Source organism: Mesorhizobium sp. C416B (genome assembly GCF_030323165.1).
GTDB lineage: Bacteria > Pseudomonadota > Alphaproteobacteria > Rhizobiales > Rhizobiaceae > Mesorhizobium.
Genome location: NZ_CP100471.1, coordinates 2,281,346 through 2,294,704, shown reverse-complemented (window position 1 = coordinate 2,294,704; position 13,359 = coordinate 2,281,346). Strand labels below are relative to the sequence as shown.

11 protein-coding genes are annotated in these 13,359 nt (G+C 62.3%); 3 read left to right on the top strand and 8 right to left on the bottom strand.

Annotated features, from left to right (window positions below; all coding sequences use genetic code 11):
• Nucleotides 1-54: 54 nt before the first annotated feature.
• From edd to zwf, 3 genes are all read right to left on the bottom strand, one after another.
• Entirely contained in the window at nt 55-1,878 is a 1,824-nt protein-coding gene (edd, locus tag NLY43_RS11395; RefSeq protein WP_023711782.1) for a phosphogluconate dehydratase, read from the bottom strand.
• A gap of 64 nt (nt 1,879-1,942) precedes the next feature.
• Complete coding sequence (gene pgl / locus NLY43_RS11390; RefSeq protein WP_023697310.1) at nt 1,943-2,659, bottom strand: 6-phosphogluconolactonase; 717 nt, start codon at nt 2,657-2,659, stop codon at nt 1,943-1,945.
• Nucleotides 2,641-4,110, bottom strand: a complete 1,470-nt coding sequence (gene zwf / locus NLY43_RS11385) for a glucose-6-phosphate dehydrogenase (RefSeq protein WP_023669307.1) — start codon at nt 4,108-4,110, stop codon at nt 2,641-2,643. Before zwf ends, pgl begins: the two co-directional genes overlap by 19 nt.
• Before the next feature lie 321 nt (nt 4,111-4,431).
• Here zwf and NLY43_RS11380 point away from each other — a divergent pair, with 321 nt between their 5' ends.
• Together NLY43_RS11380 and NLY43_RS11375 are read left to right on the top strand one after the other, a co-directional pair.
• The gene (locus NLY43_RS11380; RefSeq protein WP_027049416.1) at nt 4,432-5,178 is read left to right on the top strand and encodes an SDR family oxidoreductase; all 747 of its coding nucleotides are present in this window, start codon (nt 4,432-4,434) and stop codon (nt 5,176-5,178) included.
• A gap of 179 nt (nt 5,179-5,357) precedes the next feature.
• A complete protein-coding gene (locus tag NLY43_RS11375) occupies nt 5,358-6,653 on the top strand; it encodes a Mur ligase family protein (protein ID WP_023711781.1) in 1,296 nt (431 codons plus the stop codon).
• Nucleotides 6,654-6,679: 26 nt separating this feature from the next.
• Here NLY43_RS11375 and NLY43_RS11370 read toward each other — a convergent pair whose 3' ends face one another.
• From NLY43_RS11370 to NLY43_RS11350, 5 genes are all read right to left on the bottom strand, one after another.
• A complete protein-coding gene (locus NLY43_RS11370; protein ID WP_023692384.1) occupies nt 6,680-7,525 on the bottom strand; it encodes an SH3 domain-containing protein in 846 nt (281 codons plus the stop codon).
• Nucleotides 7,526-7,800: 275 nt separating this feature from the next.
• Entirely contained in the window at nt 7,801-9,087 is a 1,287-nt protein-coding gene (locus NLY43_RS11365) for an NAD(P)/FAD-dependent oxidoreductase (protein ID WP_023711780.1), read from the bottom strand.
• Between the two features lie 127 nt (nt 9,088-9,214).
• A complete protein-coding gene (locus NLY43_RS11360; protein WP_023669313.1) occupies nt 9,215-10,651 on the bottom strand; it encodes a glutamine synthetase family protein in 1,437 nt (478 codons plus the stop codon).
• Between the two features lie 102 nt (nt 10,652-10,753).
• Nucleotides 10,754-11,650, bottom strand: a complete 897-nt coding sequence (locus tag NLY43_RS11355) for an ATP-grasp fold amidoligase family protein (RefSeq protein ID WP_156935524.1) — start codon at nt 11,648-11,650, stop codon at nt 10,754-10,756.
• A gap of 74 nt (nt 11,651-11,724) precedes the next feature.
• Nucleotides 11,725-12,549: a class I SAM-dependent methyltransferase gene (locus NLY43_RS11350; RefSeq protein WP_023711778.1), complete on the bottom strand. Its 825-nt coding sequence runs from the start codon at nt 12,547-12,549 to the stop codon at nt 11,725-11,727.
• An 88-nt stretch (nt 12,550-12,637) separates the two neighbouring features.
• On the opposite strand from NLY43_RS11350, the gene NLY43_RS11345 reads away from it, so the two are divergent.
• Nucleotides 12,638-13,339 (top strand): HAD family hydrolase, encoded by a 702-nt coding sequence (locus tag NLY43_RS11345; RefSeq protein WP_031199286.1) that lies wholly within the window; start codon nt 12,638-12,640, stop codon nt 13,337-13,339.
• Nucleotides 13,340-13,359 lie beyond the last annotated feature (20 nt).

Below are 13,359 nucleotides of genomic sequence, written 5' to 3'. Positions count from 1 at the left end.
AGGGCGGCCTCAAACCGAGCTCGAGCCGCCCTTTTTACAAAATAGGCAATCTGGTCAGGCTGCTCCGAAAGCACTGGCGCCATGGTCGGCGCGGCCGACCAGCTGGCGGAAACCGGCGAACAGCTCGCGGCCGAAACCGAACTCGTTGCCGATGAGATCGATGTCGGCCGTGCGGCGCAGCGCGAGCTCGGGCCCCGGCACCAGCACTTCCAGCGTGCCGGCATCGGCGTCGAGCCGGATGATGTCGCCGTCATGGATCCTGGCGATCGGCCCTTCCTCGACCGCTTCCGGCGTTACATGGATCGCCGCCGGCACCTTGCCGGAAGCGCCAGACATGCGCCCGTCCGTGACCAGCGCGACGCGCTGGCCACGATCCTGCAGGACGCCGAGCACGGTGGTCAGCTTGTGCAGTTCCGGCATGCCGTTTGCCTTCGGGCCCTGGAAGCGGATGACGGCGATGAAGTCGCCGGTCAGCGTGCCGGCCTTGAAGGCTTCGTTCAGTCCCTGCTGGCTGTCGAACACCTTGGCCGGCGCCTCGATGACGCGGCGTTCCGGCTTCACGGCGGACGTCTTGATGACGGCGTGGCCGAGATTGCCGGCGAGCACTTTCAGGCCGCCGGTCGGCTGGAAGGCCTTCTTGAACGGCGCCAGCACCTTCTCGTCGCCGCTCTGCAGCGGCGAGGCTTCACGCACGACGCCGCCATCTTCGCCGAGCCGGGCCTCGACCGCATAGGGCCTCAGGCCTTCGCCCCATACCGTCTGCACATCCTCATGCAGGATGCCTTCGTCGAGCAATTCGCGGATCAGGAAGCCGAGCCCGCCGGCGGCATGGAAATGGTTCACGTCGGCAAGCCCGTTCGGATAGACGCGCGCGAGAAGCGGCACCGCTTCCGACAGGTCGGAAATGTCCTGCCAGGTAAGCGTGATGCCGGCCGCCGCGGCCATGGCGATGAGATGGATGGTGTGGTTGGTAGAGCCGCCGGTGGTGTGCAGGCCGACGACGCCATTGACGAAAGAGCGCTCGTCGATCATGCGGCCGACCGGCGTGTAGGCGTTGCCGAGCGCGGTGATCGCCAGGGCTCGCCTGGTCGCCTCGCGCGTCAGCGCGTCGCGCAGCGGCGTGCCTGGATTGACGAAGGACGCGCCGGGCGTATGCAGGCCCATGATCTCCATCAGCATCTGGTTGGAATTGGCGGTGCCATAGAACGTGCAGGTGCCCGGCCCGTGATAGGATTTGGACTCCGCTTCGAGCAGTTCTGCGCGTCCGGCCTTGCCCTCGGCATAGAGCTGGCGAACCTTGGCCTTCTCGTCGTTGGGCAGGCCCGTCGTCATCGGCCCGGCCGGCACGAACACCGCCGGCAGATGGCCGAAGGTGAGAGCCGCGATCACCAGCCCCGGCACGATCTTGTCGCAGACGCCGAGATAGACGGCGGCGTCGAACATGTTGTGCGACAGGCCGATCGCCGCGGACATGGCGATGACGTCGCGCGAAAACAGCGACAGCTCCATGCCGGGCTGTCCCTGGGTCACGCCGTCGCACATGGCGGGCACGCCGCCGGCCACTTGCGCGATGCCGCCAACTTCCTTCGCGGCTTCCTTGATCAGCGCCGGGAAGGTTTCGAAGGGCTGATGCGCCGACAGCATGTCATTGTAGGAGGTGATGATGCCGAGGTTCGGCACCTTGTCGGCGCCGAGCGCCAGCTTTTCAGACGGGCTGCAGACGGCAAAGCCATGCGCGAGGTTGCCGCAAGACAGGACGCCCCGGTTGGCGGTGCGGCTGGAGGCCTCGGCGATGCGGCCGAGATAGCGCTCGCGGCCGGCTTTCGAGCGTTGGCGGATGCGTTCCGTGATGACTTCGATGTCGCGTCTGGCTGTCATGGTCGGTCCTTTCGAGCCCCGGAAGAACGTCCTCCACCGTCTGCCGGGACTGCTTTGCGTGAAATCAGGGTGCCCAGAACACCTCTACCGGGGTGGGTGCCGCTTCGAGGACTTTGCGGATGGGCTTTTTCGCACCCGGTCCCATCGCATCCTCGAAAGCGGTGCGCTTGTCCTCGCCTTCGATATGCAGCGCGATGAAGCCGGCGGCGACGATGCGCGCCATCGATAGAGTCAGCCGCGGCTCGCCGCCGCTTGGTGCATGCACCGGCAGCACGATCCTGCGCGAAGCTGGATCGAGCAAGGCGGGTAGATTCTCGGCGTCGGGAAAGAACGAGGCGGTGTGGCCGTCGCCGCCCATGCCGAGCACGACGACATCGAGGGGCCAGGGCAGAGCCTTCAGCGCCGCATCGTCGGCCGCCGCGGCGGTCTCGATCCTTGCCGCCTCATGGTAGAGCGGCACGAAGTGCGCGGCAGCCGCCTTGTTCTGCAGCAGGTTGGCCGCGACCAGCCCCGCATTCGAGCGCGGCGAGGAGGCCGGCACGAACCGTTCGTCGACCAGCGTCACCGTCACCTTGTTCCAGGCGATCGGAATGGCCGAAAGTGCTGCAAAGAACTTTGCCGGCGTGGTGCCGCCGGAAACGGCAAGCAGGGCCGTGCCGCGCTCGTCGATGGCCTTGGTCAGGCGCGCCGCGACATTGCCGGCAAGGGTTGCCGCCAGATCCTGGCGCCCGGCAAAGCCGTTCCAGTTGTAGACGGGCTCGCTCAATTGCTTTCGTGCCATGTCCGCCCGTCGCGTTCGATCAGCGCAATCGAGGCCGAGGGACCCCATGTGCCGGCCGTATAGCCTTGCGCCTCCTGCCTGGCGCTTTCCCAGGCGTTCTGGATCGGGTCGATCCACTTCCATGCCGCCTCGACCTCGTCGCGGCGCATGAACAGCGTCTGGTTGCCGCGGATAACATCCATGATTAGCCGTTCATAGGCGTCCGGCGCGCGGCCGTCGAAAGATGTTGCAAAGCTCATGTCGAGCGGAATCTGGCGCAGCCGCATGCCGCCCGGGCCTGGATCCTTGATCATGATGAACTGCTTGACGCCTTCGTCGGGCTGCAGCCGGATCACCAGTTGGTTGGCTGAGATCGGCCCGGCGCTGTCGCCGAAGATCGAATGCGGGATCGGCTTGAACTCGATGACGATTTCCGAAACGCGGGTCGCCAGCCTTTTGCCGGTCCTGAGATAGAATGGCACGCCGGCCCAGCGCCAATTGCCGATCTCAGCCTTGATGGCGACGAAAGTCTCGGTGGAGCTGTCTTTGCCAAGTTCTTCGACATAGCCTTTCACCGCGCCGCCTGCAGAGGCGCCGGCGCGGTACTGCCCGCGCACGGTGTGCTTGGGTGCCTCATTGCCGTTGATGCGCTTCAGCGCCCGCAGCACCTTCAGCTTCTCGTCGCGCACGGCATCGGCATCCATCGACGATGGCGCCTCCATGGCAACCAGGCAGAGCAGCTGCAGCATGTGGTTCTGCACCATGTCGCGCAGCGCGCCGGCCTTGTCGTAGTAGGTGACGCGGTCTTCAAGACCGACGGTCTCGGCCACCGTGATCTGCACATGGTCGATATGGGCAGAATTCCAAAGCGGCTCATAGAGTGCGTTGGCAAAGCGCAGCGCCATCAGATTCTGCACCGTCTCCTTTCCGAGATAGTGGTCGATGCGGAAGATCTGGCTTTCGTGGAAGTCGTCTCCAACCACGTCGTTGAGCTTGCGCGCCGAATCGAGGTCGCGGCCGATCGGCTTCTCCAGCACGATGCGCGAATTCGGCGTGATGAGATTGTGGGCTTTCAGCTGGTGCGAGATGTCGCCGAACAGCGCCGGCGCAACCGCCAGATAGAAAGCGCGAATGCGGTCGCTTTCGCCGATCGCCTTTTTCAGCTTGTCGAAGCCGGCACCCGTCGTCGCGTCGGCCGATACGTAGGACAGCCGGGCAAGAAATGTCTTGAGTTCCTCGGCGTCGATGTCGGCCGGCTTAACATGCTGGGAAATCGCCTGCTTGGCGAAAGCCTGGAATTCCTCGTCGCTCATCTTGGAGCGCGAGGTGCCGATGATGCGGGTCGGCTCGGAAAACTGGTGGTCGCGCTGGCGGTGGTAGAGCGAGGGCAGCAGCTTGCGTTCCGACAGGTCGCCGGTGCCACCGAAAATGATGAAGTCGAAAGGCTCGACGGGAATGATCTGGCTGGTCATGGTCTGTCCGCTTTGACGCCGCTCGCTGTGACGCGGCAGGATATAATCTAATCGATTTAAACTATCCAGTGCCATGGTGTCACATCGAGGCCAAATCACTGCATATTGATTCGCTCCAAATGTGCCTTGACACTGGCTGCCACCCGGAGGCTTTTCGTCAAGCGATGGTCCCGGGGCTTTCGCGCCTGCAACATAAAGCGGGAATGTGACGAAAGCTAATGCGTGTCGCCCAGAAGTGCGAAGCGGTTCTGGGAGACAGACACGCATCAAACAAAAAGGAAAATGCGCTTGCGAGGTGGGTCTTCAATGAGCGGAAAAAGCATGCGTCTGGAAAACAAGGTTGCCGTCATCACGGGTGCTGCGTCAGGTTTCGGCGAAGGCATGGCCAGGCGCTTTGCCGAAGAGGGCGCCAAGGTCGTCGTCGCCGACCTCAACGCCAAGGGCGCGGAGCGCGTTGCAGCAGAGATCGGCCAGGCCGCGATCTGGACCCAGACCGACGTTTCGCAGCGTTCCGAATTCGACGAGATGGTCTATGCCGCAAAAAGCGCCTTCGGCCGCATCGATATCATGGTCAACAATGCCGGCTACACCCATCGCAATGGCGACATGCTCGACGTCGACGAGGCGACCTTCGACCTGATCACTTCAGTCAACATGAAGGCGATCTATCACGCCGCACTTGCCGTGGTGCCGATCATGGAGCGGCAGGGCGGCGGCGTCATCCTGACCACGGCTTCGACCGCCGGTCTGCGGCCGCGGCCGGGGCTCACCTGGTACAATGCCTCGAAGGGCTGGGCGATCACCGCGACCAAGTCGATGGCGGTCGAACTCGCGCCCAAGAACATCCGCGTGAACTGCCTTTGCCCGGTCGCCGGCGAGACCGGCATGCTGGAGAAATTCATGGGCACTGACACGCCGGAGATCCGCGAGAAATTCCGTGCCTCGATACCGCTCGGCCGTCTGTCGACGCCGCTCGATATCGCCAACGCTGCGCTTTGGCTTGCGTCGGACGAAGCCGCCTTCATCACCGGTGTGGCGCTGGAGGTCGACGGCGGCCGCTGCATTTGAGCAATTCGGGAAGTACCTCGCTGTTCGCAATGCATGGCAGACAGAGCAATGTCGGCAAGAGTTCGCATCGGTGCGCCGGCCGGCCGAGGAACGAACAGTTGACGTCGTCACGCCGGACCCCAGTTTGACTTCTCGATCCCCCGAAAGGCATAACGGATCGTGGATAGTGTTGGCGGGTGATGAAGATCAGGCAGCAGAAAAGTCGCTACGATCTGGGATGGCGGCTGCGGCTTTACCTGGCCAAGCGTGCGCGGGCGAGAAGCAAGGCAATTTTCATCGGTGTTACCGGAAGCTCCGGCAAGACGACGGCGGGAAGCCTGCTTGGACACATCCTGGCTGGCCACGGTTCGGTCCACACACAGGTTCTGGCCAACACTATGAAGGTGTTGGTTCGAACGCTTTACAAGCGCCTGAGGAAGGCCGGCAAAGTCGATTACGTCGTTTTCGAAGCCGGCGCTTCCGACTTCGGCACGATCAGCGCCATGGCGCAGATGCTGAAGCCGAGTGTGGCGGTGGTTACGATGATCCGTCTGGAGCATTTCGGCAAGTTCAGGACTCTGGAAGCTGTGGCGGGAGAGAAGCGGGCGCTGGTCGAGGCACTCCAACCCGATGGACTTGCGGTTCTCAATTGCGATGACCCACTGGTGATCGGCATGGCGTCTGGCGCGAAATGCCGGATTGCGACCTTCGGCCAGTCCGGCGAGGCAGACTACCGCGTGAGTGACGTGCATGCCGCGTATCCGGAATTGCTGCGGTTCACCCTTCATTGGCGCAGTGGCAGCCTGAATATTCAAGCGCCTTTTCCCGGCGAGCAATTCTGGCTGCCGACTGCAGCGGCTGTTGCCGCCGCCTTGGAACTTGGCGTCCCGCCAGAGCAAGTCGTAGCGAGAACGGCATCGTTTGCACCACTGCCCAACCGCTCTACGGTGCAAGAGGTATCAGCGGGTCCGAAATTCCTGGTCGATACGGCCAAAGCGCCCTGGCATTCGCTCAACATTGCCCTGGAGATGATCGCAAAGGCCAAGGTCGCTCGCAAGCGCATTGTGCTTGGGCAGATATCCGACTTCGCCGGCTCGCCGAGGAAATACGGCAGTGCATACAAGATCGCGCGCGAAATCGCCGATGAGGTCATCTACACGGGCGACAATGCGCATCGCTCGCGCGCCAGCCAGGCCGACCGCGACAGCGGCCGGTTCATTGAGCTTCGCAGTCCCAAGGAAGTTTCGGATCACATCAAACAGACGGCGGTCCCAGGAGAACTGATTCTGCTGAAAAGTTCGTCCAACCTTCATCTGGAAAGGATCGCGCTCGCCTGGACGCACGATGTGAAATGCTGGACCCCGCTATGCGGCAAGTCCGAAAGCTGCCAAATGTGCGGCCTCTATGAGGTGCCGTTCGAGGAACACCGGGATTTCCTGGTGAAGCGCCAACTTGCTCGCAGAAGACACCGTTTCAGATGGCTGCTCGGCGGCTGACCAGATCTGGCGGCTTCGTCTGTGTCTCAAGCTCCGGTCTTGATGTAGCTCTTGTAGATCCAGCCGCGCTTGCCGTTGTAGACGATCTGGCACCATTTCTTGCAACTCATCACCTGCACCGATGACTTGGCGGGCACGGTGCCGATGGCGGCGGCGTTTTTCTGCGGACCGCTGCGCATTGTCACTGTCCTGAGGATGCGTCCGGTGCCGGCTGCAGCAGCCACCTTCTGTGGCTTGGCCTTGGTCTGGGTATCGTTCGTTGCGGCGGAAGATTGCTCGTCTGGAAGTTGCGGTTTTGGCGTCGGTATGGCGGCGGTTTCCGCGTCGTCGTCATTGGCGGCAGCAGCGACCTTTGACAGCTGCGTCGTGGCGTCGCCCTGGGCCGCCGGTTCTTCGAATGCCGCGGCATCGGACGGTTTGGCGGCAGCCTGCTCGGCAGGCGCCTGATCGGATGGCGTCGCGGCAGGGTCGCTGTTGGATTGCGCCGCAGTCCAGCGCGGATCGTTGGCCGACAGCGGCGGCATCGCAGCCCCACCCACAGCGACCGTCGATGAAACCGCGTCGCCCTTGCGCGCGGCTTGTGGCGCCGCTACCGCGGTAGCCGTCGCCGCGACCGGGGCAATCTTGGTCGTCTTGACCGGAAAAGTCGGAACGTTCTGCTGTGTGCTGGCGATCGCTTGCCGGTCGTTGGCCGGCAATGCCAGCCAAAGCGCTATGCCCGCCACACCAAGCAGCGCTGCGGTGCCGACCGCGGCGATCACCAGATGCGAATTCGTGCGCACCCCCTGCCAGAAGGAGGGCCGCATGTCATAACCGAATTGCATGGCGAAGCGCCGACGTTCCGGCGCGCCGAAACTGAAGGGCTCGTTCACTCTTGCCACCTCCAAAAGATGAGCCGGTGTTCTTTCGATCGGCGCCGGCAGCCCGGCATTCGATCGGCATCGGTCCCAACAACAAAGCGGGCAGGCCCGCAGAAATCCCCGTTCAATCGCCCAGAACCGGCATCCTTTGCCCTTGATTGTGGCATCAGTGCGCCCTCAGGGGAATTGTGCGCTCTTGTTAAGGATTCTGCAACGTCTCGTTGCGGCAACCAACAGCTCAATAGAATCGGCTCAGTACCAGCCACGGCTGATATGAGATACTTTCCCTATATTCGGTCCCTCAGGGCAAACCAGTTCAGTGCCAAGAACAATAATGGCGTTCTAAATCGCCGGCCGCCGGGAAAAGCCGGGATGTTCAGGTCCTCGATCAGCTTCAGTCTGTCGCGGTTGCCGGCGACGGTCTGGGCATAGAGCTTGCCGAAGAAGTTCGACAGCATCACGCCGTGGCCGGAATAGCCTCCGGCCGAGATCACATTGGGCATCACCTCGCGCACGAACGGTTTCCTGGGCATGGTGATGCCGACATAGCCGCCCCAGCCATGGGTGATCTCGACATCGCTCAGTTCCGGATAAAGCTCGGCTATCTGCCGGCGGATATGGACATGGATGTCCTTCGGATCGTTGACGCCATAGACCTCGCGCCCGCCGAACAGCAGCCTTCCATCCCTGGATTTGCGGAAATAACGCACGACGAAACGCGAATCGTCGACCGCCTCGCCGCCCGGCAGCACTTTCGAATCGACGCCCAGCGGCACCGTCGCGCCGATGAAGGAACCGATGGGCATGATGTGCGCGGCACTCACCGGCTCGAGCGTGCCGCCATAGGCATTTACACCGATCAGGCATTTCTGGGCGGTGATGGTTCCTCTCGAAGTCGTCACCCTGACCTTGCCGCCGCTGGAGGTAACACCGGTCGATAGTGTCTGCTCGAACAGGTGCGCGCCGGCCGCTGCCGCCACCTTTGCCGTGCCGATCACCAGCTTCATCGGGTGGATGTGTCCGGTGCCGGTGTCGCGGGTGCCGCCGAAGTAGCGTGTGGAGCCCAGCCGTTCGGCCGTTTCCCTGGCATCCATGAAGGCGATGTGCGGATAATTGAAGCGGCCCGCCATGATCTCGGCATGCGCCTTGTAGTCGTCGAGATAACGCGGCTTGTGCGCCACGGACAACTGGCCGGGCATATAGTCGATGTCGATCTGGTTGACGGCGGCGAATTCGAGCAGGTGCGCTTTCGCCTCCTCGGCAAGGTCGAACAGCGCCTTGGCGCGGGAGAAGCCGTATTCGGCCTCCATCTCTTCGGCCCAGGCGCGCTGGCCCGTGCCGAGCTGGCCGCCATTGCGCCCTGAAGCGCCGTCGCCGAAGCGATGCGCCTCGATCAGAACGACGTGGGCTCCCGCCTTCGCCAAATGAGCGGCCGCCGACAGCCCGGTGAAGCCACCGCCGACGACGACGACGTCGCAGCTGCGGTCGCCGTCCAGGGCAGGGTACTCAGGGCGTGGTCCGGCTGTGTCTTCGTACCAGGAGCGACCGGGGGAGATAGGTGATTGGTAAGGCATGGGGACACCAGCCAATGGTGAATGGTGAATGGTGAATGGCTGCGAGACGCACGACGTCTGCGCTCATCCATCCAATATGAAACTACTCACCATTCACTATTCACCATTCACACGACGAAGTCGCCGCTCACACGTTGAGCAACAGATACTCCCGCTCCCACGGGCTGATCACTTCCATGAAGGTCTCGAACTCCGCCCGCTTGATCGCTGCATAGGTTGCGGCAAAGGACTTGCCCAAAAGGGCGCACAGCTCCTCGTCGCCTTCGAAAAGATCGACGGCTTCGAGCAGGCCGCGTGGCAGGTCGATCTCATCGGCGTTTGCGGTGGTCAGCACCGGAGGCTCGGCCTTGATCTTGTTGGTGATGCCGATCAGCCCGCAGGCAAGTGAGGCCGCCAGCGCCAGATAGGGGTTGGCGTCGGAAGACGGGATGCGGTTTTCGACACGCCGCGCCGCCGGATCCGAGCGCGGCACGCGGAACGCCGTGGTGCGGTTGTCATAGCCCCATTTGTTGTTGACCGGCGCCGAGGCCGACTGCGTCAGCCGGCGGTAGGAATTGACGTAAGGGGCAAACATCACCAGCGCGTTCGGCACATGCTTCTGCATGCCGCCGATGAAATGGAAGAAGTCGTCGGTTTCCGAGCCGTCCTTCGCCGAAAAGATATTCAGCCCGGTCTTCTTGTCGATGATCGACTGGTGGATGTGCATGGCAGAACCTGGCTGGCCCTGGATCGGCTTGGCCATGAAGGTGGCATAGATCTCATGCTTCAGCGCTGCCTCGCGGATGGTGCGTTTGAACATGAACACCTGGTCGGCGAGCTCGACCGGATCGCCGTGACGCAGATTGATCTCGAGCTGGCCGGCGCCTTCCTCGTGGATCAGCGTGTCGATCTCCAGGCCCTGGCTTTCGGAGAAATGGTAGATGTCGTCGATCAGTTCGTCGAACTCGTTGACGCCGGCGATCGAATAGCCGGCGCCGCCGCCGATTGCCCGTCCGGAACGCCCGACGGGTGGGGTCAGCGGATAATCCGGGTCGGGGTTCTTGCGCACCAGATAGAATTCGATCTCGGGCGCCACCACCGGCTTCAGCCCGCGCTTGTCATAGGCTGCTACCACGCGCTTCAGGACGTTGCGCGGCGTGAACTCGACCGAACGGCCATCCTGATGGACGAGGTCGCAGATGACGGCGGCCGTCGGGTCTTCTTCCCACGGCACGACGGTCAACGTCGACAGATCCGGCATCAGCTTTAGGTCGCCATCATCCTCCGGATAGTGGAAACCGTTGCCATCCTCGGGATAGCCGCCCGAAATCGTCGTCATGAACACTGCCGATGGCAGCGCCAGCGAGGTGTTGGAAGTGAATTTCTTCGACGGCATCATCTTGCCGCGCGCGACGCCAGCCTGATCAGGCGTGATGCATTCTATGTCTTCGATGCCGCGCCATTCCAGCCAAGCGCTGACTTCCTTCCAGTTCTTCACGCCGCGTTGATTTTTCACGAAGGCAGGCGTTCGGACGCGTCCTCCGCGGGTCGACGGACGGACTTCCTTTTTCGCAGGCGGCATCATTCACCAGTTTGGGTTGCAATTATCACAGTATAGCTGTTGCCGGTGATGGAAGGGAAGGGGAGCCGGCCCGATAGGTGCGGCAACGAGGCTGGACGGCCTCTGTCAGACGGCCTTGCCGGGCAGCGCATTTGCATCCAGCCATCTGCGCAAGGCACCGGCATAGAGCCTGCGCCATCCGCTTTGCGGCGCGGTCAGGAACCAGGATTGGCTGAGGTCCCAGCTGTCTGCGCACAGATCCCTGAGCCTTGTGTTGATGATGCCTTTGCCGGATAGCGGATAGACCGAGAATTCGGAAAAGAAGATCGCGCCGTTGATTTCGTAGAAATCGCAACGCATGTGATCGAACGGCACGGTCAGCCGCTCGGCGATGGCAAGCATGCGCGGGAAGGATGCCGGCAGGTCGATCCGGACCCACTGGGGGCCGCTGCCTGGCGGTGGCGGCGCATAGGTTCCGTCCCGGTCGAAATGACATTTCTGTTCGTTGCCGTGCTCATCCCGACGTGCGGCATAGACATAGGCCGTCGTCCCGTTGGACACGTGGAATTTGTACTCCAAAGCGACAGGCTGACTGTCCTGAAGGAGCATCTCTTCCACAAGGATGCGCCTGCTGGCGTACTTGTAGCCCCATTCGCCGAATTTCCTGCCGTAGCGACGGAGCATCCAGCGAGCTGTACGCCGGCGCAGCCTGGCTCTGTCCACCTCACCGTTGCGCACCATCATGTTCCAGCGGCAGCCATGATTGGCCTTCACCATGACATTGCCGGCAAGAACCTCCGCCGGAATCTTTGTTGCGTCTTCCCCGGACCATAGGACCTCGGCAGTCTTTAGTTCGGGGCAGGTGGACAAAGCGTAGGTTTTCGAGGCGAGCTTGTCGCAAGCTGTCGTGAAAAACGGATTGTGATCGAAAAGCTTTCGCCACAGGAACTTGTCTGCATAGGAAGCCGGTCTCGCCGGATCCGGCAGCATGCCGCTATGGTCGAATGTGCGTTTGCAAATCATGGGATGGCGCGCCAGGCACCATGCCCGCGCCAGGGCGAGGATCACTCGATCGCTCTTTCCAAGAGCCGACACGATCAGCCCAGCTGCCGGGTCGAAGATGAACCGTCTCGTCGGGCGACGAACACGTCTCTGGTCATGTTTCGCGAGATGCTCGTGCGGCCGATGACCTCTAGCCGAGGGTCAAGTGTGCGTTCCGCATTTTCAGCCCAAAGCCTGCCTAGCGAAACAGGCTCCCACAAAACGATCTGCACAGTCTCGGCCGCGGTATCGGCGATACGAGACACGACAGCTGCCTTAGGCGAAACCATGCTCGCGACATAGACAACCTGAGCGTCGCTGTAATCATAATCGCATCCGTCGCACAGCTCGGCCCGCATGCGCGCATAGCTGAGCTTGGCGGCGAGCCTGTTTGCCGTTTCGACGGCTTCGGGAACGATGTCGAGGCCGATGATCTCAGGGACAGTTGTCTGGTCGTGAATACGGAACATGGTGAACGGTCGCCCGCCGCAGCCGACCATGACAGCGCGGCGGCAATTATTGAAATCGACATGATCGAAGACTTCGTCGAGGCGGTTATAGGCATCCTTTGATGACAGCACGCCGATGCTTGTTTTCCCCGCTGCGATCTGTCTGAACGATGCCGGACCGCTCAGATCCTGATCCAGCATCTGCCTGATCTCGGCGGCATCTTGCGCCTGCACCATCTTGCCGAATGCGGCGGTCAGCGCCGGTCGGTGCGAAAGGATCTCCGGGTAGGTTTCAAGCAACGCCTCGCCGGTATCGTGTCCCATGGCGATGCCAAGATCTCGGATGGCATTTATGAGTTCGGTCGGAGCGCGACCTGGCAAGGAGCTCAGAATTTGCTCCAGTTCACGCTTCCAGGCGCCCAATTCCGGCATTGTTGCCCACCATTCCCCTTGCCGTAGCTAGCAGTGCGCGGCGACAACGTCTACATCACTGCCTTCACTTGAAACGGGACAGTCGACCATGCCCCTGACCACCATCGGCTTCGACGCCGACGACACGCTGTGGCAGAACGAACAGTTCTTCCGCCTGACCGAGAAGCACTTTGCAGCCCTGCTCGCCGATCATGGCGAGGCCGAGCACATCTCGGCACGGCTGCTCGAGGCCGAGAAGCGCAACCTTGCCGTCTACGGCTTCGGCATCAAGGGCTTTACCTTGTCGATGATCGAGACGGCCATCGAAGTGACCGAGGGCCGCGTGCCGGCCTCGACGATCGCCGAAATCCTTGCCGCCGGCCGCGACATGCTCGGCCATCCTGTCGAGGCGCTGCCGCATGCGCGCGAGACAGTCGAAAAGCTCGCCGGCACCTACCATCTGGTGCTGATCACCAAGGGCGATCTGTTCGACCAGGAGCGCAAGCTGGCGGCGTCCGGCCTTGGCGACCTGTTCGATGCCGTCGAGATCGTCAGCGACAAGAGCGCCGCCACCTATGCCAGGATCTTTGGCCGCCACGGCAGCCCGCAGGACAGCATGATGGTCGGCAATTCGCTCAAGTCGGACGTGGTGCCGGCCATCGAGGCCGGCAGCTGGGGTGTGTACGTCCCGCACGAACTGACCTGGGTGCTCGAACATGTCGAACCGCCGGTGGCAGCACCGCGCTTCCGCCAGATTGTCGATCTTGGCGAACTGCCGGCTTTGATCGAGAGCATCGGCAAGGAAGGCTGACCGCCCCGCACGCGTTCGGG

Bases quoted from the DNA above. Each gene is read 5' to 3' on its own strand.
- NLY43_RS11360 (WP_023669313.1), bottom strand. From the start codon at position 10,651: ATGATGCCGCCTGCGAAAAAGGAAGTCCGTCCGTCGACCCGCGGAGGA.
- pgl (WP_023697310.1), bottom strand. From the start codon at position 2,659: ATGGCACGAAAGCAATTGAGCGAGCCCGTCTACAACTGGAACGGCTTT.
- NLY43_RS11380 (WP_027049416.1), top strand. From the start codon at position 4,432: ATGCGTCTGGAAAACAAGGTTGCCGTCATCACGGGTGCTGCGTCAGGT.
- NLY43_RS11375 (WP_023711781.1), top strand. From the start codon at position 5,358: ATGAAGATCAGGCAGCAGAAAAGTCGCTACGATCTGGGATGGCGGCTG.
- NLY43_RS11365 (WP_023711780.1), bottom strand. From the start codon at position 9,087: ATGCCTTACCAATCACCTATCTCCCCCGGTCGCTCCTGGTACGAAGAC.
- NLY43_RS11345 (WP_031199286.1), top strand. From the start codon at position 12,638: ATGCCCCTGACCACCATCGGCTTCGACGCCGACGACACGCTGTGGCAG.
- edd (WP_023711782.1), bottom strand. From the start codon at position 1,878: ATGACAGCCAGACGCGACATCGAAGTCATCACGGAACGCATCCGCCAA.
- NLY43_RS11350 (WP_023711778.1), bottom strand. From the start codon at position 12,549: ATGCCGGAATTGGGCGCCTGGAAGCGTGAACTGGAGCAAATTCTGAGC.
- zwf (WP_023669307.1), bottom strand. From the start codon at position 4,110: ATGACCAGCCAGATCATTCCCGTCGAGCCTTTCGACTTCATCATTTTC.
- NLY43_RS11355 (WP_156935524.1), bottom strand. From the start codon at position 11,650: ATGATTTGCAAACGCACATTCGACCATAGCGGCATGCTGCCGGATCCG.